Here is a 17,989-nt window from a genome sequence, read left to right as displayed (position 1 = left end):
AACACACGCCGGCCAGAGGCCAGGGCTCACATGTGCCTAACATACGAAAGGGCGATCTCCTTCCGAAGACCGCCCTTTATTTGTCGAAAAAGTTTCGCGTCGATTACTTCCTCTTCAATTGCGGGAACAACACCACGTCACGAATGCTCTCCGCTCCGGTGAGCATCATCACGAGACGGTCAATACCAATCCCGATGCCGCCAGCGGAGGGCATGCCGTATTCCAAGGCGAGGAGGAACTCTTCATCCAGCTTCTGTGTTTCTTCACCAGCCTGATGCTCCAAGCGATCGCGCTGCACGATGGGATCATTCAGCTCGCTATAGCCGGGTGAGATTTCCACACCGTTGATCACGAGTTCATACACATCCACCACGCTGTCGTCGGAGGTGTTCTGCTTCGCGAGAGGCACGAGTTCCTTCGGCACATGCGTGACGAAGAGCGGATCGAAGCTCTTCTCTTCAATCAGCTTTTCAAACACCTGCTGGCTGACCTCGTAGTCCTCCATGTGCGGGCTCACTTCCACACCGAGTTCGGCACAGCGGGCCTTCTTCTCATCCGTGGTGAGGTCGAACCAGTTGTCACCTGCCACACCGCGGATCAAATCGCGGAAAGGCGTGCGCTTCCACGGACGGGCGAGATTGATGGTGCGGGTCACATTGCCCTCATCATCCTTGTGCTCGATGAGAAGCGTGCCGCAGAACTTCTCCGCAAGGTGGCATACGAGGCTCTCCACGAGGTCCGCCATCTGCTCGAAGTCGGAGAATGCCCAGTAGGCCTCCAGCATGGTGAACTCCGGGTTGTGCCGGCGGCTCAGACCTTCATTGCGGAAGTTCCGGTTCATTTCGAAAATCTTTGTAAAGCCGCCCACGAGCAGGCGCTTCAGGAAGAGTTCCGGTGCAATACGCAGATACATGGGCTGGTTCAGCGCATGGAAGAAGGTCTCAAACGGCTTCGCAGCCGCGCCGCCCGGCACGTCCTGCATCATGGGCGTCTCCACTTCCAGGAAACCACGATCCTGCATCCAGCGGCGCATTTCCGCAATGATGAGGCTGCGGGTCACAAACGTGTCACGGCTGCGGGGATTTGAAATGAGATCGAGGTAGCGCTGGCGGTACTTGATCTCACGATCTTGCACACCGTGGTACTTGTCCGGCAGCGGGCGCAGTGACTTGCCCTGCACGCTCATGGTTTCCACCTGCACACTGGGCTCTCCCGTCTTCGTCACGAAGGTCTTGCCCGTCACGCCCAGCCAGTCGCCAATGTCGAGCAGCTCGGTGATGAGCACGAAGACATCGTCGCCCACTTCCTTCTTGTTGATGTAGCACTGGATGCGTCCCGTGAAGTCGGAAAGGTCAAAGAACACCGCCTTGCCCATGGTACGGCGGGCCGTGATGCGGCCTGCAATCTGCACGGGAAGGTCCGGCACGAACTCTTTTCGAAGCGCTCCGGGCTGGTGGGTCGTTTCAAACCGGGCGCCAAAGGGATCAATGCCCTTGGCGCGAAGAGCTTCGAGCTTTTCGCGGCGGTTTTGGAGCAGTTCGCTTTCGGATTGTTCTTGTCCTTGCATGGGTATTATTCAAATATGCCCGCGTGAGCGGGATCGCATCTGTAGCCAGTACTACCTCATTTGCCACTGTAAAGGTGGCTTCGGAGGTCTGGCTCGACAGTCGGCTCGCCCTCTGGCACGAGTCCCAGCGGTGGCTGGCCGTCTCCGACCTGCATTTTGGCTACGAGCTGAACCGCAACCGTCACGGCGGCCTCTACCCCCTCTGGGGCATGGATACCGTGGAGCACCGCATGCGCGAGCTCATCACCCACTACCAGCCCGCCCGGGTCATTTTAGTAGGGGACGTCATGGACGGCAGCGGCTCTGTGGACGAGACGCTCACCCTTGTGGAGCGCCTCTCCCAGATGTGCGAACTCATCTGCATCATGGGCAACCATGACGCCCCCGTCCTGCGCCGGAAGTCCGGCTTCGTGGAGAGCCACATGGAGGAGGGGTTCTACTTCCACCACGGCCACCGTATGGCCGAGATGTACGGCTGGCTGGCCCCGGAAGAGCGGCACTGCATCCACATCACGGGACATCTGCATCCCGCCCATATTTTCTCAGACGGCGCCGGCCTGCGCCTGAAGATGCCCGCCTTCATGCAGGCACGCTTTGATTTCCCCGGTGATGGGGCTGAGACCTCACCGGAATGCTGGGTACTCCCCGCCTTCTCTCCCTGGGCCAGCGGTGCGCGCATTCCCAAGACGAATGACGGCACACAGCTCTACGCGGTGCATCGCACGCGCATCATGCGGGTGACGGACGCGCCGGTACGCAGCGACTAGCAAACCATCCTTCATGGGCTGGATTTACCCGGCAGGATCTCGAGCGTGAGACTGTAGTCCGTGTAGCCGACCGACCTCCAAAAGGCGACTGCTGGTGCATTCGCCACGAGCACTTCAACGGTGAGCCGCTTGGTTTCCGACCACACCTGCGAACGCAATATCTCCACGGCATGTCGCCCAATGCCCCGCCGGCGCTGGTCGCGAGCGACGAAGAGCTGCCTCAGATAGATGCTCTCCGATTGCTCACGGAAAAGTACGTAGGCCACCAGCTCATTTCCCTCTTCAAAAATTACTGCCCGATACTCCCCCGAAAGCCAGCCTTTCATTCTCTCTTCGAGCTCGAGCAGGGTCATCGAATTCCGGTGCCCTTCGTCCTGGATGAGTTGGTGGTTCATCCCGGCAAGCAACGAACCATCATCAGGGGTGGCGAGACGAAAGGTGATGTTCATGGACGGGCAAGGCTGAGCCCCTGAGATAAGATGCTTCTTTGCACTCAATTTACAATCTCATGGCGCAGCGTCCCCTATGCTTGCTTCATGAACCCGCTCTCACGCTCCCTCCGGTACGCGGCGCTGCTCCATTTCTCCGCCGTCTCCATCTTCGCCGACACCTCGCTCACCATCTACAACCAGAACTTCGGTGTCGTGCGCGACACCGTTCCGCTCGACCTTCAGCAAGGCGAGAATCGTCTGCGCTTCACGGACACCACCGCGCACGCAGAACCTGACTCCGTGATTCTGCGTGACCCCAGTGGAAAGACCAAGCTTACCATCCTGGAGCAAAATTACCGCGCCGACCCCATCAGCGAAGCCCGGTTGCTGTCCCTCCATGAGGGCAAGGAAATCGAGTTCTTCGTGCGTGAGCAGAACAAGCCGGATCGCATCGTGAAGGGGAAGATCATCCGCAGTGGCTACGTGCCGCACAATGCGCAGGCCATGCAACGCTACGGGCAGATCTACTATCAAAACCAGATGGCCATGGCCTATGGCGGTGGCGGCGCCAACCAGCCCATCATCGAAGTGGACGGCCAGCTTCAGTTCAGCCTGCCCGGACTGCCCCGCTTCCCTGCCCTGGCCGATGATACCATTTTGAAACCCACACTCGACTGGCGCTTGCATTCAGACCAGGCAGGCAAACTCGATGCCGAACTCTCCTACGTGACTGGCGGCATGAGCTGGGATGCGAGCTACAACGTGATCTCCCCGGAAAAAAGCGATGAACTGGATCTCACCGGCTGGGTCACCATGGACAATCAGAGCGGCAAGGAGTTTCGCGACGCAAAGATCCAGCTAGTCGCAGGAGACGTGGCGAAGATCGTCGACCCCAGGATGGATGGAAATATGCATGTTGCGAACAAATCCATGCTGGGTGCCATGAAGGCCAACGCACCCATGCCTCCTCAGGTCACGGAAAAGTCCTTCGACGAATATCACCTCTATACACTCCCCCTCGCCACCACGCTCCATGATCGCGAAACGAAGCAGGTGGAGTTCGTCCGCGCCTCCGAGGTGAAGTCCAAGCGCATCTATGTGTACGACGGCCTGTACATCGATCCCAACCAATGGCGCGGCCAGAGCCTGACCTACCTGCGCACGCGAGAGGACTTCGGCAACGAGAGCAACACCAAGGTCTGGGTGATGCGCGAGTTCAAGAACTCCGAGCAAAACAAGCTGGGCATGGCCCTCCCCCGTGGCAGGGTGCGCTTCTACCGTCGCGACGATGACAATGGTCGTCTCCAGTTTGTCGGTGAAGACCTCATCGACCACACACCCAAGGATGAATTCATCCGCGTGAACACAGGCAATGCCTTCGACCTCGTGGGAGAGCGCCGCCGCACCGACTTCAAGGTCGACAGTTCGAACCACTGGCTGGACGAAACCTTTGAGATCAAGGTGCGTAACCACAAGAAGGAGCCTGTGGAGATCCGCGTAGTGGAGCACCTCTTCCGCTGGGTGAATTGGGAAATCCGCCAGCCCTCGATTCCCTTCACCAAGAAGGACGCCCAGACCATCGAGTACCGCGTCCCCTTGAAGCCGGACGAGGAAAAGACCCTCACCTACACGGTGCACTACACTTGGTAGAGCAGCGTGGACAGGGCAGACTCAGCCGCGCCCCATCACATCATCAAAGCGGGTGGCCAGGTCCATGAACTGCCGGCTCCACCCGCTGCTCATGCTCACCTCCTGAATGCTGCCCGTGGGGGCAAAAAGGAGGTTCAGCCGGAATTTTTCCAGTGGCTGCCCCTGATCCACAATGGCGATGTGTCGATCCATCTCACCCAAGGCTTCCTCCATCGATTTCCACTTGGACCAGGCAAATTCATTTCCTGGGCGGGCCAGGAGTTCTCTGGCCTCGAGAAGGACGGACAACAATGGCGAAGCAACCTGCGGCATGGCGTGCAAATGCTTGAGGTTGAGCGGGCCCTGAGGAGGAACGCACGCTTCACGGCCAGCGGTTGAAGCGGCGACGGACGCTTGGTTTGAACACCAAGGGATTGAGCGCGTTGCAAAAAAATATTTAGGGCAGCGCTTTTTTTGGCAACGGGATGCAGGTTCCTCGCTGGGAGCCAATTCCGAGTCCATCCCTGGAGTTGCGGAGCTGCATCGCCTGTCGTTAATTTCCATAATAATGCGGCTCCTGATCCTCGTCCTTCTTCTCGCCTTGCTGGGACTGGGGTGGCGCGCAAATCTGGCGGGCAGCGTAGGCACCTGGTGGCAGCAGCGGGGCGCAGACGCCCGGAAAACTGCGGAGCTGGAGCAGGACCTCGTCACACGCCTTCAGCAGACACGGCAGCAGATGCGGGTGGGCGACATTCAGCCTGACGCCAGGCTCCAACAATGGCTCGGGCAGCGGATGGAACATGAAACCCAGGACATGAATGCGCTCATCCACGACGCGCAGAATGTTTTCCCCGAGTATCAGCAAATGGCCGCACTTCAGACCTGGCGCGCCACCGAGAAGGAACTCGCCACGAATCTGCAGACGTGGCCCGAGATCGGCGGGGAGAGCTACAGCCACCTCGCACTGACAGTCCGCCCCTCGTGGGGAGGCTTGGGATGGCACGGCTGCCTGGTGGTCGGCCAGCGGCTTCCAGCTTTCACCCCGGAAGCACTGAATGCTTCCAGGCAGTCCCTCTTCTACAGCGAGTGCACCCTCTGCGGCAGGAAGCAAGCCTGCCAAATCCCCCGCCACACCCGCAGTCTCTCCCTGGAGTGTGGTGGATGCCGGCGGATGTACGCGATGGTGGCCTCCGGCTCAAACGGGCAATACCGCTACGTGAATGAGTTCCTCGAAGGCTACGAACCTCCCGCGATGTACCCGGAAAATCAGCCGCGCCTGGCGGAACTCATGACCATCTGGCGTGCGGTCTCGGCAGGCTGTCAGTACACCCAGGACACAGGCACGGACGACAACGATGCCTGGCAAACCGCCCGCGAAACCCAGGCGCTGGGCCGCGGTGACTGTGAGGACTCCGCCATCCTGCTGGCGGATTGGCTGCTGGCCCGTGGCTTCGAGGCTCGTGTGGCATTGGGGCGCTACGCCGAGCGCGGCGGCCACGCCTGGGTGATCGTGCGACTGGAAGGCGAGGAGTATCTCCTGGAATCCACCGAAGGCACCACCGGCGCTAGAAAGGCCCCCCTGCTCTCCGAAGTCGGTTCCCGGTACGTGCCAGAGATCCTCTTTGACCGGGACGCCTTCTACACGCGAATCCAGCCACTGGCTTTGTGGAATGGCGACTTCTGGACCGACAAGACCTGGCTACGCGTGGTACCGGGAGCAGCGCGGCAGTGAGCGGTGTGACGAGGCGGCGCTGTCAACTGCCTCCCGAGGTGAGGCCCTGCCTCGGACCCTGCTCCTCATGCACCACGATCACTCTCCCATCTTCGGAATCATGATGTGATCCCCCGTCTTCAGGCGAGCATTCGACGGCAGTCGATTGTATTCCAAAAGCTGCTGCCGCGTGATGCCGAACGCATCGCAGATGGTGCCAATGTCCTCTCCGGCACTGACAATGTAGCCGGGAACGGAGCCCTTGTTTGCCCTGCTGCCTGAGGGAGGCTCAGACTCCTGTTGCTGTGATGGCTGCTGGCGCGGAGGCGTGGGAGTGCTGCCGGGTTTTTCACCAGGCTGCACCACGGACTTGCTCCCGGAGGTTGAGCGCGGAGTTGTGTTCTGGCCACCCGCGGGGATCTTCAGGACATCGTCGACGTAGAATGGATCACTCGCGGAGAGTTTGTTCTCCTTGAGCAGGGCCTCCTGAGACACCCCGTGCTTCTTCGCGATGGCTTCCATCGTATCCCCAGGTCGAATTTTGTACGTGCGCCCGGTGCCACCAGCCACGGTGGCGCCACTGGGCGCTGCCGGCTTGGGACTTTCCTGCGGAGGAGATGGGCGCGTGGTCTTCATGGGCACCTGCACCGTCATGCCGGGGCGCAAGCGCTCGGGCTTCACCTGGGGATTGGCCGCCACCATCGCCTCCATGGTCACGCCATACTGCTTGGCGATGGAGTAGTAGGTCTGGTTGTCTTCTACCTTGTGCGCCAGCATGCCCGGTTGCGTGGGTGCGGCAGGAGTGCTGGAAGCACCGCTGCCTGCACTGGCAGCAGGTACTTCAGGACGCTCTTCGGCAGGAATCACCAGCTCCATGTCTTCGTGAATCTTGTTGGGATTCACGTTGGGATTCGCCTGGGCAAGTGACCTGGGAGAAATGCCAAAGTCTTCCGCGATGCTCCAGAACGTTTCGCCGCTCTTCACCATGTGGATATTCTGGCGGGGTGCCGCTTTGGCATCCTGGGGCTGGGGCGTGGGAATGCGCAGCGTCATGCCCTCGCGCACCGTCTGGTCAGACATGCGGTTGTAGTCCATGATGGCACCCACGCTGGTCTTGTGCTTCTGCGCGACTCGCCAGAGCGTCTCGCCACGGGTGACCTTGTGCTCGACGTAGGCAGGCGACGGCTTCTGGGGTTTCCCCTTCGAGGTGGGAGTCGCAGCCGCAGCGAACAAGGGCGTGGCGCTGCACGCCGCAAGCAACAAACCACCCAGCAGGACTCTCATGAGGGCAATGCCGCCCCCGCTCTTCTCGAAAAGCGTGCGCATGCCCGCAATTTACAAATATTTATCATTAAATCTACTGGAAATTTCACAATGCCTGAGCATTGCTTGGTTTCTCCTCACAGAGTAGAGACATGAGCCCCGTCACGGCCATCCGCTATGCAGTCTCCTATGCCGCCAGTGCAGGCGCGCTGCTGTGCCTGACCCAAGTGCCGGGCATCTGGGCAAAGCAAGCCGCCTCACTTGCCTACCAGCCTTCCGATGTGACGCTGGTGATGCAGGAATTCACCGTAGTGTTGGACGCAGGCCACGGCGGAATCGATGGAGGCACCCAGGGGGAAGGCATCCTGGAGAAGAACCTCTCCCTCGCCATCACCCGCCGCGTGGAAAAGCATCTCGCCGCCGCGGGCATACGCACGCTGATGACCCGCCGGGATGACACCTACGTGGCGCTGGAGAAGCGGGCGGATTTTTCGAACCGCCACCAGCCGGATGCCTTTGTGAGCATCCACTTGAACGCGGACGCCACCACCGGAAACACTTCGGGACTGGAGACCTACTACTGCTCCCGCAAGCGTCTGGGCGACATGATGCGCCTGCGTGAACGGCTGGACCTGCCCAAGGATGAAGCCATTCGCGACCGGCGTAGCGAATGGCTGGCGGACATCTTGCACAAGGGAATCCAAGCGACCACCGGTGCGGAAAACCGCGGCACGCGTGACAGCAACTACCTCGTGGTCATGAATACCGAGTGCCCTGCGGTGCTCATTGAGTGCGGTTACCTCACGAACACCGCCGAAGCCCGCCGCCTGGAGGATGAGGCGTATCAGGAAAAGATAGCCGCCGCGATCACCGACGGCCTGCGCAGATTCCTGCTGGCCTCGCGCATGAATCCACGGCGCGGCATCGAGCGCAACGCCCTGGCCGTTGCCATGCCCGGACCCGCGCTGGAGGATGGCAATCCCTGATTGACCTCAGCACGCGGTCGGGCAATACACCACGCATGAATCCAGCCACCGCCAATCGCCCGCTCCTGCGCGAGGTGGCGTGGGCGCTGATGCTGAGCGCGGCCTGCATCTTGGTGGTGTATGGTGTATTTGCCATCATCCAGTACCGCTGGCAGTGGGATGCCATCTGGCTGAGGCGTGTCCTCATCTTGAAGGGTTGGGGCACGACCGTGCTCATCTCGATCATTGGGATGGTGGCCAGCATTCTCATTGGCATGGCATTGATGCTGGGACAGCGCAGTCCGTTCATCCCCGTGAGGCAATTCTCCCGTGCTGTGGTGGAACTGATACGCGGCATGCCTCTTCTGGTGCTCCTGCTGCTGGGCTACTACGGTGTGGCCAACGCCTTCCGCATTCATCAGGCGCTTCCCGTGGCCGTGGTGCTGCTGGCCCTGTTTCAGGGCGCGTACCTCGCGGAGATCTTCCGTGGGGCCTGGGAATCCATCGGCGCCTCCCAGATCGAGGCAGCGCGTGCTGTGGGATTTGATCGTTACCAGACCTGGCGCTTCGTCATCTTCCCGCAGGCACTGCGCCGTGCGCTGCCGGGCACCGCGGGTCAGCTCGTGTCACTGGTGAAGGATTCATCCCTGCTTTCTGTCATCGGCGTGCAGGAACTCACGCAGGCGGTCCGCTCCGCCAATGCCCAGGCCTACACCGCACTGGAAGGTTATGTGCCGCTCGCCCTCCTCTATCTTGTCCTCACACTGCCCATTTCCTGGTGGGCACGGAGATTGGAGGAACGGTACAAGTATGAGACTTGAGGGCAAAAGTGCCCAGTATTCAGTAACCAGTGGTCAGTAAGTAATGAGTCAGTAGACACCAGCACATCCCATTCGTGCCAGAGCCCCATCACCACTTACCATTTACGGACTACTACCTGCTGACCACTGGTTACTGAACACCGATTGCTCTTTTCCCACCCATGAAACTCGAAGCCCGCTCCCTCGTGAAACGCTACGGCGTGCACTCGGCGCTGGATGGCGCGAGCTTCACGGTGCCGGCCGACACACGATGTCTGGTGATGATCGGCGCCTCCGGCAGTGGAAAGAGCACCCTGCTGCGCGTGCTGGGCTCACTGTTGACTCCAGACTCTGGACAGGTGCTGGTGCAGGATCGCGCACTGGAATGGACGGAGCAAGCCACACTTCGCCAGCGTCGCACGAACGGATTCGTATTCCAGGGGTACAACCTTTTCCCGCACCTCACCGCGCTGGAAAATGTCGCGCTCCCATTGCGTGAAGTGCATGACAAGTCACCCGATGCCGCCCGTGCGACCGCCCTCGAAGTGCTGAAACGCTTCGGGCTCGCCACGCACGTGGACAAGCGTCCTGCCGAACTCAGCGGCGGCCAGCAGCAGCGCGTGGCCCTGGCACGCGCCATCGCCCCCGGCCCGAAACTTCTGCTGCTGGATGAGCCCACTTCCGCGCTCGATCCGGTGATGACGCAGGACGTGTTGGATCTCATCCGCGAACTCGCCGAGGGTGGACAGCGCATTGTGCTCTCGACCCACGAGATTTCCTTCGCGAAACAGGTGGCGGACTGGGTGCTGTTCCTGGAGCAGGGAAAGGTCGTGGAATCCGCGCCTGCCGGCGGCTTCTTCGCCTCGCCCGCCCATGCCACAGCGAAGGAGTTCCTGGAGGCGCTCACGCGCTACCGGTAAATGCGGGTGCTCCCTGTGCTGCCATTGTGCTTTACAGCACTGGTGCAAAGCCTCATGATGGTTCCGTTCTCAATTTCCTCTGGAGGTTCCGGAATGCCTGATCCGCGACACACCATTGCAGCCCTGATATTCTCTCTGGGTGCCCCCTTCTCTGTCTTGGGCGAAACACCTGCGGCTCCCGCTCCCGCTCCCACAACTGCCACGCCCACTGTCGCAAAAGCAGACCCGGATCTGCCCCAACCCCTGGACGCGCAGGAAGTTCAGTCCCTCGTGACGAATCCGCCATTCACCCGCGCGCTGAATCTTTCGGACTCGCTCGCTCTCACTGGCATGGCTTATGTGGAAGGCAAGCCCGTGGCCACTATCTTGAATCGCGAGACCAAGCAGAGCTTCGTCGTCTCTGAGGAGCCCAACGCCCAAGGCTGGAAGCTTGCAGAAACCAACGCCAGCAAGAATCTGCAACGCGCTGAGGTGAAGATCATGGCCGGCGCCGAGATCGTGACCGTGCGCTACGGCGAGGCTCAACTCACGCCCGGCGCGAAGAAACCCGGCCCCCCACAAGGAGTCGGTCCCGGAGGACCAGGCGGGCCTCCTCCCGGAGGTTTTGATCCCCGCTTCCGCACGTCCTCCCTGTTGGGCGATGACGGCCGCGAGAAGTACTACTCACTCCCTGACGGCGCGCGGGATAAGTTCCGCGACACGGTACGCCAGTACCGCGAGCAGAATCCGAATGTGTCCGAGGATCAACTCAAGTCCTTTGCCCGCAGGGAATTCGAAAAAGTGCAGGCCGAGAGCCGCCGATGAGCGAGAGCGGCGATCGCATTCACCTGTACCTGTGCCGTCCCCATTGGGTCACCGATGCCGATCATCTGGCGCGCTGTCATGACCTGCTGGATGACGAAGAGAAAACCCGCCACGCGCGCTTCAGGTTCGAGCGGGACGCCCGGCTGTTTCTGATCTCACACGCCCTGGTGCGGACAGCTCTGTCTGATTTCACATCTGCAGAGGTCCCTCCCGTAGCATGGGTCTTCAGATCCAATGCCTATGGACGTCCCGAAGTGGTGCCGGAAAATGGCATCCACGATCTGCGCTTCAGCCTTTCCCACACACACGGGCTCGCGGTCTGCGCCATCACGTCATCCGCAGACATTGGGGTCGATACGGAGGCAGAAAGTCGAAAGCTCGACACGGCCATCCTGGCGCCACGCATCATGTCCCCAGCGGAGCTGGCACGCTTTCAATCGACATCATCGGCAATGCAACGGAAGCAATTCCTCTCGCTCTGGACGCTGAAGGAGGCATTCACCAAAGCACGTGGACTGGGGCTCAACTTGCCCGTGGAAAAGCTGAATTTCTTCGTCAATGGCTCCTCGATTCACTTCGGATGCCCTGCGGAGGTGGAAGACAAGCCACGCGATTGGGAATTTCATCTCATGCAAGCGCAGCCAGAGCATCATGTGGCGCTGGTCACACGCAAAAGTGGCGGCACACCAGCCTCTGTCACGCCACGATGGTTCGTGCCACTCGCAGGCGATCGCAATGCGGAACCACCTCTGCAGATGATAGCAAGGGCCTAGACATCCCCCTTGTCGAAATGTTCCCACCTGCGGCCTTGTGCCGCGCGAAGACATTCGATACGCTCACGTCCAATGCCCCTCGTGGAGTTCACTCCGAATCTCGCACGTCAGACCTCGGCGGAAGCATGCCGGGTGGAGGGCTCTACCGTGGGAGAATCTCTGCAAGCCGTTTTCGCAAAGCAACCGGGGTTGCGCAGTTATGTGCTGGATGATCAAGGCGCCGTACGGCATCACGTGGTGGTATTCGTGGATGGCACGGCCGTGAAGGATCGCCGGACACTCTCCGATGCCGTGAGGGCAGACTCGGAAATTTTCATCATGCAAGCTCTCTCGGGCGGTTGAATTCCCCCAGCCAATATCATGAGCACAACGCTTCACCTCGGCACACGCAAAGGACACTTCGCCATCGAGAAGAATGGGAGTGGCTGGCGCGTGGCCCGCAGTTCCTTCCTCGGCGTGCAAGTTCCCATGCTGCTGCCGGATGCCCGTGACAATAAGCTGTACGCCGCGGTGGAGCACGGCCACTTCGGCACCAAAATGCATGTGTCCTCCGATGGCGGCGCCACGTGGGAAGAACGCGCCTGCCCCGCCTATCCATCCAAGCCTGAAGGAACACCGGACATTCTCTGTCCCATGCGCCAGACGCCCATCCCGTGGAATCTGGAAAAGATCTGGTCGCTGGAAGCGGGCGGCGCGGATGAACCGGGTGTATTATGGTGTGGGACCATTCCCGGCGGCCTCTTCAAGTCCACCGACGGTGGCGCCACCTGGAATCTCGTGGAGAGCTTGTGGAACCGGCCCGAGCGCGCGAAGTGGTTTGGCGGTGGCTACGACTGGCCGGGCATTCATTCCATCTGCGTGGACCCACGCAACAGCAAGCGAGTGGTGCTCGCCATCTCCTGCGGCGGCGTGTGGGAGACGCTCGATGGTGGCGAAACCTGGGACCGCTATGGCAAGGGTCTCTTCGCGGACTTCATGCCTCCGGGCGAGGAGGAGGATCTGGATGGGCAGGATCCTCACCGCATCGATGCCTGCGTGTCTGATCCGGACACCGTGTGGATGCAGCATCACTGCGGCATCTTCCGCTCCAAGGATGGTGGACGCACCTGGCAGCGTTTTGAAAATGGGAACCCCGCTGTCTTCGGCTTCGCCGTGGCTGTGCATCCGCAGAAGCCGGAGACGGCATGGTTCGTTCCCGGTGTGAAGGATGACATGCGTGTGCCCGTAAATGGCGCCCTGTGCGTGATGCGCACGCAAGATGATGGCAAGACCTTCGAACCGCTGCGCAAGGGACTGCCACAGGAGCATGCCTATCACCTCATCTACCGCCATTGCCTTGATGTGACTCCGGATGGACGCACACTCGCCATGGGCTCCACCACTGGTTCGGTATGGCTCAGCGAGGACGGCGGCGAGTCCTGGACGCGCCTCAGCGCGGAACTGCCTCCAGTCTTCTCCGTACGGTTCGAGAAGGCAGGTCCGTGATTTTTTCGCGAGTGCCGCGGCGTTGAATGAGCCGCTATGAACAGGTTCGCAGCTTCGGCATTTCACTTTCAGGCCAGCATCATGGGCATCGCGTGCTCAGGACTTCTGCTGGGAAACGCTTTCGCACAGTCTCCCACCCCGGCCACGAAGGAGGAGAAGAAGCCGCAGGAGAAAAAAGAAAAGCGCATGACCCCGGATGGCAAGTGGGAGGTGCACAGCATGACGCGGCCAAAGCCGCCAGTGGTAGAGCCCAAGTACGACGGTCAACCGGTGCCTGCACCCGCAGGGGCCCTGGTGCTTTTTGGCGGCAAGGACCTTTCCAAATGGAGCAGTTCGCCGCGAAAAGATTCTCCGGACCAAAGCGCGGAACCCAAGTGGAAGCTTCAGGATGGCTACATGGAAATCGTGGGACGCTCCGGTTCACTGAAATCGAAGGACACCATCAAGGGAGACGTTCACTTGCACATCGAGTGGGCCACCCCAGCGGAAGTGGTCGGCAACGGGCAGGGCCGTGGGAACAGCGGCGTGTACCTCGGTGGCTACCCGGAAGTTCAGGTGCTGGATTCCTATCAAAACGAAACGTACGCGGACGGTCAGGCGGCTTCTCTGTACGGTCACTATCCTCCCACCGTGAATGCCTCCAGGAAACCCGGCGAGTGGCAGAGCTATGACATCATCGCCGAGCGCGCCAAGGTAGAAAATGGCAAGGTCGTGCGCAAAGCCCGCATCACGGTGAAGCACAATGGCGTGGTCGTGCATGACAAGGTGGAGCTCGACACCCGCACCATGGAAGGACAAATCAGCCTGCAGGACCACCTGAACCCCGTGCGCTATCGGAACATCTGGGTCTTGCCACTGAGGAATGAGGAGCCAAAATCCTGAGCATGATGACGCGCCGCTTTCTGCTTGTCCTGCTGTGTCTGGTCTCCAGCTTCACCACCGCTGGAGCAGCGAAGCCCAACATCGTCGTCTTCCTCGCAGATGACCTGAGCTGGGGTGACTGCTCCATCTACAATGCGAAGAGCGGCATCCGCACGTCAAACATGGAGCGACTCGCGAAGGATGGCATGACCTTCGACCTCGCGTTTGTCGCGTCTCCTTCTTGCGCACCGAGCCGTGCCGCGCTGCTCACAGGTCTGTATCCGGCGCGGAATGGCTCCATGTTCAATCACCAGCGTCCCGACCCGGAGCACAAGAAGTGGCCCGTATGGTTCAAGGAAGCCGGTTACGAAACTGCCGCCATCGGAAAAACCGCACACTATGCGCAGGTGAAGGAGTACGGCTTTGACCACGCCAGCCACTTCAAGTACCACGAAGACAACTGCATCACGGCTGCCGTCTCCTGGCTGGAGAATCGGCAGAAGGAAAAGAGCACCTCTGAAAAACCGCTGTGTCTCATAGTCGGCACGAACTGGCCGCACGTGCCCTGGCCCGAGAAGACCAGCTATCAGCCGGGAGAAGCGGCCCTTCCCGCATCGCAAGTCGACACTCCCGAGACCCGCCAGGCCCGTGCGAGATACGCGGAAGCCGTGAGCAATGCCGATCGTGATCTCGGCCTGGTGTATGACGCTGCGCGTAAGCTGCTGGGGGAAAATACCCTCTTCATCTTCACCGCGGATCACGGTTCCCAATTTCCCTTCGGCAAATGGAACTGCTATGACGCCGGCATCCGCACGCCCTTCGTCGCCGTCTGGCCGGGAAAAGTGGCGCCAGGCTCCAAGTCGGACGCCATGGTGAGTTGGGTGGACATTCTGCCCACCTGCCTGGATGCCGCGGGAGCCACCTTGCCCCCCGACGGCACCTTCAGCGGGCAGTCCATCGTGCCCATCCTCCAGGGAAATCATGTCCGGCTGCGCGAGCACATTTTCACCACCCACAGTGGCGATGGGAAGATGAATGAGTACCCCATGCGCTCCGTGCGCACGCGTTTCTGGAAGTACATTCGCAATCTCAATCCGAACGCCGAGTTTCACTCGCATGTGGACAAGGCCCAGGGAGGCGACGGCCGCAGCTACTGGGACTCATGGGCAGCCGCCGCCAAACAGGAACCCAAGGCAGCCGCCACGGTGAAACGTTACCACACCCGCCCCATGGAGGAGCTCTACGATCTGGTGGAAGATCCAGATGAGCTGAACAATCTCGCCAAGGATCCCAAGGCCAAAGATGCCCTCCTCGAACTCCGCGCCGAGCTGGACCAGTGGATGGAAGAACAGGGTGACAAGGGCGGGGATACGGAGGAAGCGCGGAAGCCGAAGGAGAAGCCGTAAATCCTTGCCCCACGGGCGCGACTGAGGAGCGATTGCCAGTTGACCGCAGCGCGGTCTCCGGCAACCCTGCTCCCCCCGTGAAACCGTACTACCTCACCACCGCCATTGATTACACGAATGCGCCCCCGCATATCGGCCATGCCTACGAGAAGATCCTGGCGGATGTGATGGTGCGCTTCCAGCGCCTGGCGGGACGTGAGGCCTACTTCCTCACCGGTGCCGACCAGCACGGTCAGAAGGTGCAGAAGAGCGCGGAAAAGGCCGGCGTGAGCCCGGCTCAGTTCGTGGATGACATCACGGCGAAATTCATCGCGTTGTGGGACAAGTTGAACGTTCGCTACGACCACTACGCCCAGACGATCGATCCGAAGCACAAGAAGGTCGTGCAAGCGATGCTTCAGAAGCTGCATGACTGCGGCCAGCTCTACAAGCAGAGTTACAAGGGCTTCTACAGCGTGCGCCAAGAACAGTTCCTTACGGACAAGGACCGCGGTCCCGATGGCAATTTTGGCACTGAGTGGTGGGGTGAAGTGGTGGAAACCGAGGAGGAGAACTGGTACTTCCGACTCAGCGAGCACGTCGAGTGGCTTAGCAGCTACATCAAGAGTCATCCCGATTTCATCTTTCCTGCGTTCCGCGCCAATGATGTGCTGAACGCCCTTGAAAGCGGCCAGGACCTCTGCATCTCGCGCCCCATTGAGCGTCTGAGTTGGGGCATCCCCCTGCCCTTCGATGAGCGTTTCGTGAACTACGTCTGGTTCGACGCCCTCACGAACTACATCAGCTTCGCCGGCTACCTCGCGGATGAGGTGGGCAACGAAGGCATGCCCGACTTCGCCAAGCTCTGGCCCGCCGACGCGCATGTGATCGGCAAGGACATCCTGGTGCCCGCTCATGCCATCTACTGGCCCATCATGCTTCACGCCCTCGGCTTCAGCGATGAACAGATCCCCCGCCTGATTGTGCACGGCTGGTGGAACATCAAGGGCGAGAAGATGAGCAAGAGCCTCGGCAATGTGGTGGATCCCGCCGCGCTGGCCGGCATCTTCTCCGTGGATGGGTTGCGCTACTACCTCATGAAGGACATGGCTACTGGCTATGATGCCGACCTGAGCGAGGAGCGCATGGAGATCGCGTACAACAAGGAGCTCGCAGGCGGCCTGGGCAATCTGCTCAATCGCACGCTCAAGATGCTTCAGAACGCCTCCAAAGGAGTGATCACCGCCAGCTCGTATGACGATGAGGTGAACCAGACCTTCCGCAGGGTGGTGGCTGATGCTCCTGCCCGCTACGCTGAAAAGATGAACGCTTGGGCGATCCACGAAGGCATTGCTGAGGCGTGGAAGATCGTCGACCACGCCAACTTCTTCATCGACCATACGCAGCCCTTCAAGATGAAGGACCCTGCGCTGGCGGAACGTCGAGACAGCGTGCTCCATCATCTGGCCGAGTCGCTCGTTCATGTGAGTGTGCTTCTCAGCCCGGTGATGCCTGAAGCGTGCGCCAAGATTCGCGAGCAACTCGGATGGCACCTGCCTGAGGGCTTCACCGTGGGTGACTTGAAATGGGGCCTGCTGCCGGTGGGTCACCAGCTCAATCCTCCAGTACCCGTGTTCCCTCGCGTGGAACTGGGTGCTGAAAAGAAGTAGCTCCTCCCTCCCCAGCTTCGAGCCCCAAGCGGCCAACAAGGAAGTCGGACCTCCCGGTCGGACCGTGGATGGCGGGTTTCCCAACCCGCCTTTCATTTGCCACCGCGCTCTCCTTCCTTCTCCCTTGTGTTCTTCCACGCGTTCCACTAAAAGGACGACGGGCTGCCCCGCCGCTCCATGTCCCCGCCCACAGCCAAATCTGACACACCTCAGGAGGCACTCACCTTTCTGGACATCGTCACCTTCTGGCTGTCGGTGTATGTGATGATCGCCCTGCTGGCGGAGTACCTCCTGAAACTCTCTGAGGACACCCGTACCATCCTCGCCTACGCAGACTGGATCGTGTGCGGCGTGTTCTTCCTCGACTTCAGCCGCCGCTTCATCCGTGCATCCTCGAAGCTGGAGTTCATGAAGTGGGGCTGGCTGGATCTGCTGGCCTGCATTCCCGTCATCGAAGCCTTCCGTGCAGGCCGCCTCTACCGCCTCATTCGTGTGCTGCGCCTTCTGCGTGTCGTCCGATCATCGCGCAACATCGCCCGGATACTGTATCGCCGCCGGGCACAGAATGCCTTTGCGGTCGTCGCGACCACCACGTTCGTCGGCACCGTTCTCGCCGCCATCATTGTGATGGAGTTTGAGCGGGATTCCTCTTCCAGAATCAGTCACCCTTCCGATGCCATCTGGTGGGCGTTCTGCACTGTCACCACGGTGGGCTATGGAGACTACTACCCCGTCACCACCGAAGGGCGAGTCACTGCCGTGGCGCTCATGACGCTTGGTGTGGGAATGTTTGGCACGATGGCAGGCTACGTCGCCAGCATGTTCACGGGACCATCCACCAGGTACGAAGCCTACAAACTGCACTCCGTGGAAAACAGGCTCGAAGCCCTGCAAAAGTCCGTGGAGCGCCTTGAGAAGCTGCTGCAGGATCAGAGGAAGCAGTGATCCCTGTCGCATC

Annotated in this window: 18 protein-coding genes; 14 read left to right on the top strand and 4 right to left on the bottom strand. The window is 60.4% G+C overall.

Annotation, left to right across the window (positions count from 1 at the left end):
* Positions 1-103 precede the first annotated feature (103 nt).
* Entirely contained in the window at positions 104-1,567 is a 1,464-nt protein-coding gene (gene lysS / locus DES53_RS01040; protein ID WP_113956353.1) for a lysine--tRNA ligase, read from the bottom strand.
* A 23-nt stretch (positions 1,568-1,590) separates the two neighbouring features.
* Here lysS and DES53_RS01035 point away from each other — a divergent pair, with 23 nt between their 5' ends.
* Positions 1,591-2,334 (top strand): metallophosphoesterase, encoded by a 744-nt coding sequence (locus DES53_RS01035; RefSeq protein WP_211325405.1) that lies wholly within the window; start codon positions 1,591-1,593, stop codon positions 2,332-2,334.
* An 11-nt stretch (positions 2,335-2,345) separates the two neighbouring features.
* On the opposite strand, the gene DES53_RS01030 is transcribed toward DES53_RS01035, so the two are convergent.
* Complete coding sequence (locus DES53_RS01030) at positions 2,346-2,783, bottom strand: GNAT family N-acetyltransferase (RefSeq protein ID WP_170156762.1); 438 nt, start codon at positions 2,781-2,783, stop codon at positions 2,346-2,348.
* Between the two features lie 87 nt (positions 2,784-2,870).
* Between DES53_RS01030 and DES53_RS01025 the strand changes: the two genes are divergently transcribed.
* Positions 2,871-4,415 carry a DUF4139 domain-containing protein gene (locus DES53_RS01025; RefSeq protein WP_113956351.1) on the top strand — a complete coding sequence of 515 codons (1,545 nt, stop codon included), beginning with the start codon at positions 2,871-2,873 and terminating at the stop codon, positions 4,413-4,415.
* A 21-nt stretch (positions 4,416-4,436) separates the two neighbouring features.
* Here DES53_RS01025 and DES53_RS01020 read toward each other — a convergent pair whose 3' ends face one another.
* Positions 4,437-4,727 (bottom strand): hypothetical protein, encoded by a 291-nt coding sequence (locus tag DES53_RS01020; RefSeq protein WP_113956350.1) that lies wholly within the window; start codon positions 4,725-4,727, stop codon positions 4,437-4,439.
* Between the two features lie 235 nt (positions 4,728-4,962).
* Here DES53_RS01020 and DES53_RS01015 point away from each other — a divergent pair, with 235 nt between their 5' ends.
* On the top strand, positions 4,963-6,126 hold the full coding sequence (locus DES53_RS01015) for a transglutaminase domain-containing protein (protein ID WP_211325404.1): 1,164 nt from the start codon (positions 4,963-4,965) through the stop codon (positions 6,124-6,126).
* A gap of 78 nt (positions 6,127-6,204) precedes the next feature.
* On the opposite strand, the gene DES53_RS01010 is transcribed toward DES53_RS01015, so the two are convergent.
* The gene (locus DES53_RS01010; RefSeq protein WP_113956349.1) at positions 6,205-7,431 is read right to left on the bottom strand and encodes a muramidase family protein; all 1,227 of its coding nucleotides are present in this window, start codon (positions 7,429-7,431) and stop codon (positions 6,205-6,207) included.
* A gap of 89 nt (positions 7,432-7,520) precedes the next feature.
* Between DES53_RS01010 and DES53_RS01005 the strand changes: the two genes are divergently transcribed.
* The 11 genes from DES53_RS01005 (at position 7,521) to DES53_RS00955 (ending at position 17,976) form a co-directional block, all read left to right on the top strand.
* Positions 7,521-8,354 (top strand): N-acetylmuramoyl-L-alanine amidase family protein, encoded by an 834-nt coding sequence (locus DES53_RS01005; RefSeq protein WP_113956348.1) that lies wholly within the window; start codon positions 7,521-7,523, stop codon positions 8,352-8,354.
* Positions 8,355-8,389: 35 nt separating this feature from the next.
* Positions 8,390-9,154, top strand: coding sequence for an amino acid ABC transporter permease (locus DES53_RS01000; protein WP_113956347.1), 765 nt, complete (start codon positions 8,390-8,392; stop codon positions 9,152-9,154).
* A gap of 161 nt (positions 9,155-9,315) precedes the next feature.
* Positions 9,316-10,053, top strand: coding sequence for an amino acid ABC transporter ATP-binding protein (locus DES53_RS00995; RefSeq protein WP_113956346.1), 738 nt, complete (start codon positions 9,316-9,318; stop codon positions 10,051-10,053).
* Positions 10,054-10,146: 93 nt separating this feature from the next.
* Positions 10,147-10,857: a hypothetical protein gene (locus tag DES53_RS00990; protein ID WP_147263120.1), complete on the top strand. Its 711-nt coding sequence runs from the start codon at positions 10,147-10,149 to the stop codon at positions 10,855-10,857.
* Positions 10,854-11,630 carry a 4'-phosphopantetheinyl transferase family protein gene (locus DES53_RS00985; protein WP_113956344.1) on the top strand — a complete coding sequence of 259 codons (777 nt, stop codon included), beginning with the start codon at positions 10,854-10,856 and terminating at the stop codon, positions 11,628-11,630. The genes DES53_RS00990 and DES53_RS00985 overlap by 4 nt, the downstream gene beginning before the upstream one ends.
* A 72-nt stretch (positions 11,631-11,702) precedes the next feature.
* Positions 11,703-11,972 carry a MoaD/ThiS family protein gene (locus tag DES53_RS00980; protein WP_113956343.1) on the top strand — a complete coding sequence of 90 codons (270 nt, stop codon included), beginning with the start codon at positions 11,703-11,705 and terminating at the stop codon, positions 11,970-11,972.
* Positions 11,973-11,990: 18 nt separating this feature from the next.
* Positions 11,991-13,115: a WD40/YVTN/BNR-like repeat-containing protein gene (locus tag DES53_RS00975; protein WP_113956342.1), complete on the top strand. Its 1,125-nt coding sequence runs from the start codon at positions 11,991-11,993 to the stop codon at positions 13,113-13,115.
* Between the two features lie 36 nt (positions 13,116-13,151).
* Positions 13,152-13,997: a 3-keto-disaccharide hydrolase gene (locus tag DES53_RS00970; RefSeq protein ID WP_113956341.1), complete on the top strand. Its 846-nt coding sequence runs from the start codon at positions 13,152-13,154 to the stop codon at positions 13,995-13,997.
* Between the two features lie 2 nt (positions 13,998-13,999).
* Entirely contained in the window at positions 14,000-15,382 is a 1,383-nt protein-coding gene (locus tag DES53_RS00965; RefSeq protein ID WP_113956340.1) for a sulfatase family protein, read from the top strand.
* 77 nt (positions 15,383-15,459) lie between these two features.
* Entirely contained in the window at positions 15,460-17,031 is a 1,572-nt protein-coding gene (locus tag DES53_RS00960) for a class I tRNA ligase family protein (protein WP_113957144.1), read from the top strand.
* 177 nt (positions 17,032-17,208) lie between these two features.
* Entirely contained in the window at positions 17,209-17,976 is a 768-nt protein-coding gene (locus DES53_RS00955; protein WP_113956339.1) for a potassium channel family protein, read from the top strand.
* Positions 17,977-17,989 lie beyond the last annotated feature (13 nt).

It is taken from the genome of Roseimicrobium gellanilyticum, assembly GCF_003315205.1.
GTDB classification, from domain to species: Bacteria; Verrucomicrobiota; Verrucomicrobiia; order Verrucomicrobiales; family Verrucomicrobiaceae; genus Roseimicrobium; species Roseimicrobium gellanilyticum.
This window is presented reverse-complemented; position numbering and strand designations above follow the sequence as displayed.

Bases quoted from the DNA above. Each gene is read 5' to 3' on its own strand.
- lysS (WP_113956353.1), bottom strand. From the start codon at position 1,567: ATGCAAGGACAAGAACAATCCGAAAGCGAACTGCTCCAAAACCGCCGC.
- DES53_RS01030 (WP_170156762.1), bottom strand. From the start codon at position 2,783: ATGAACATCACCTTTCGTCTCGCCACCCCTGATGATGGTTCGTTGCTT.
- DES53_RS01025 (WP_113956351.1), top strand. From the start codon at position 2,871: ATGAACCCGCTCTCACGCTCCCTCCGGTACGCGGCGCTGCTCCATTTC.
- DES53_RS01020 (WP_113956350.1), bottom strand. From the start codon at position 4,727: ATGCCGCAGGTTGCTTCGCCATTGTTGTCCGTCCTTCTCGAGGCCAGA.
- DES53_RS01015 (WP_211325404.1), top strand. From the start codon at position 4,963: ATGCGGCTCCTGATCCTCGTCCTTCTTCTCGCCTTGCTGGGACTGGGG.
- DES53_RS01010 (WP_113956349.1), bottom strand. From the start codon at position 7,431: ATGCGCACGCTTTTCGAGAAGAGCGGGGGCGGCATTGCCCTCATGAGA.
- DES53_RS01005 (WP_113956348.1), top strand. From the start codon at position 7,521: ATGAGCCCCGTCACGGCCATCCGCTATGCAGTCTCCTATGCCGCCAGT.
- DES53_RS01000 (WP_113956347.1), top strand. From the start codon at position 8,390: ATGAATCCAGCCACCGCCAATCGCCCGCTCCTGCGCGAGGTGGCGTGG.
- DES53_RS00995 (WP_113956346.1), top strand. From the start codon at position 9,316: ATGAAACTCGAAGCCCGCTCCCTCGTGAAACGCTACGGCGTGCACTCG.
- DES53_RS00990 (WP_147263120.1), top strand. From the start codon at position 10,147: ATGCCTGATCCGCGACACACCATTGCAGCCCTGATATTCTCTCTGGGT.
- DES53_RS00985 (WP_113956344.1), top strand. From the start codon at position 10,854: ATGAGCGAGAGCGGCGATCGCATTCACCTGTACCTGTGCCGTCCCCAT.
- DES53_RS00980 (WP_113956343.1), top strand. From the start codon at position 11,703: ATGCCCCTCGTGGAGTTCACTCCGAATCTCGCACGTCAGACCTCGGCG.
- DES53_RS00975 (WP_113956342.1), top strand. From the start codon at position 11,991: ATGAGCACAACGCTTCACCTCGGCACACGCAAAGGACACTTCGCCATC.
- DES53_RS00970 (WP_113956341.1), top strand. From the start codon at position 13,152: ATGAACAGGTTCGCAGCTTCGGCATTTCACTTTCAGGCCAGCATCATG.
- DES53_RS00965 (WP_113956340.1), top strand. From the start codon at position 14,000: ATGATGACGCGCCGCTTTCTGCTTGTCCTGCTGTGTCTGGTCTCCAGC.
- DES53_RS00955 (WP_113956339.1), top strand. From the start codon at position 17,209: ATGTCCCCGCCCACAGCCAAATCTGACACACCTCAGGAGGCACTCACC.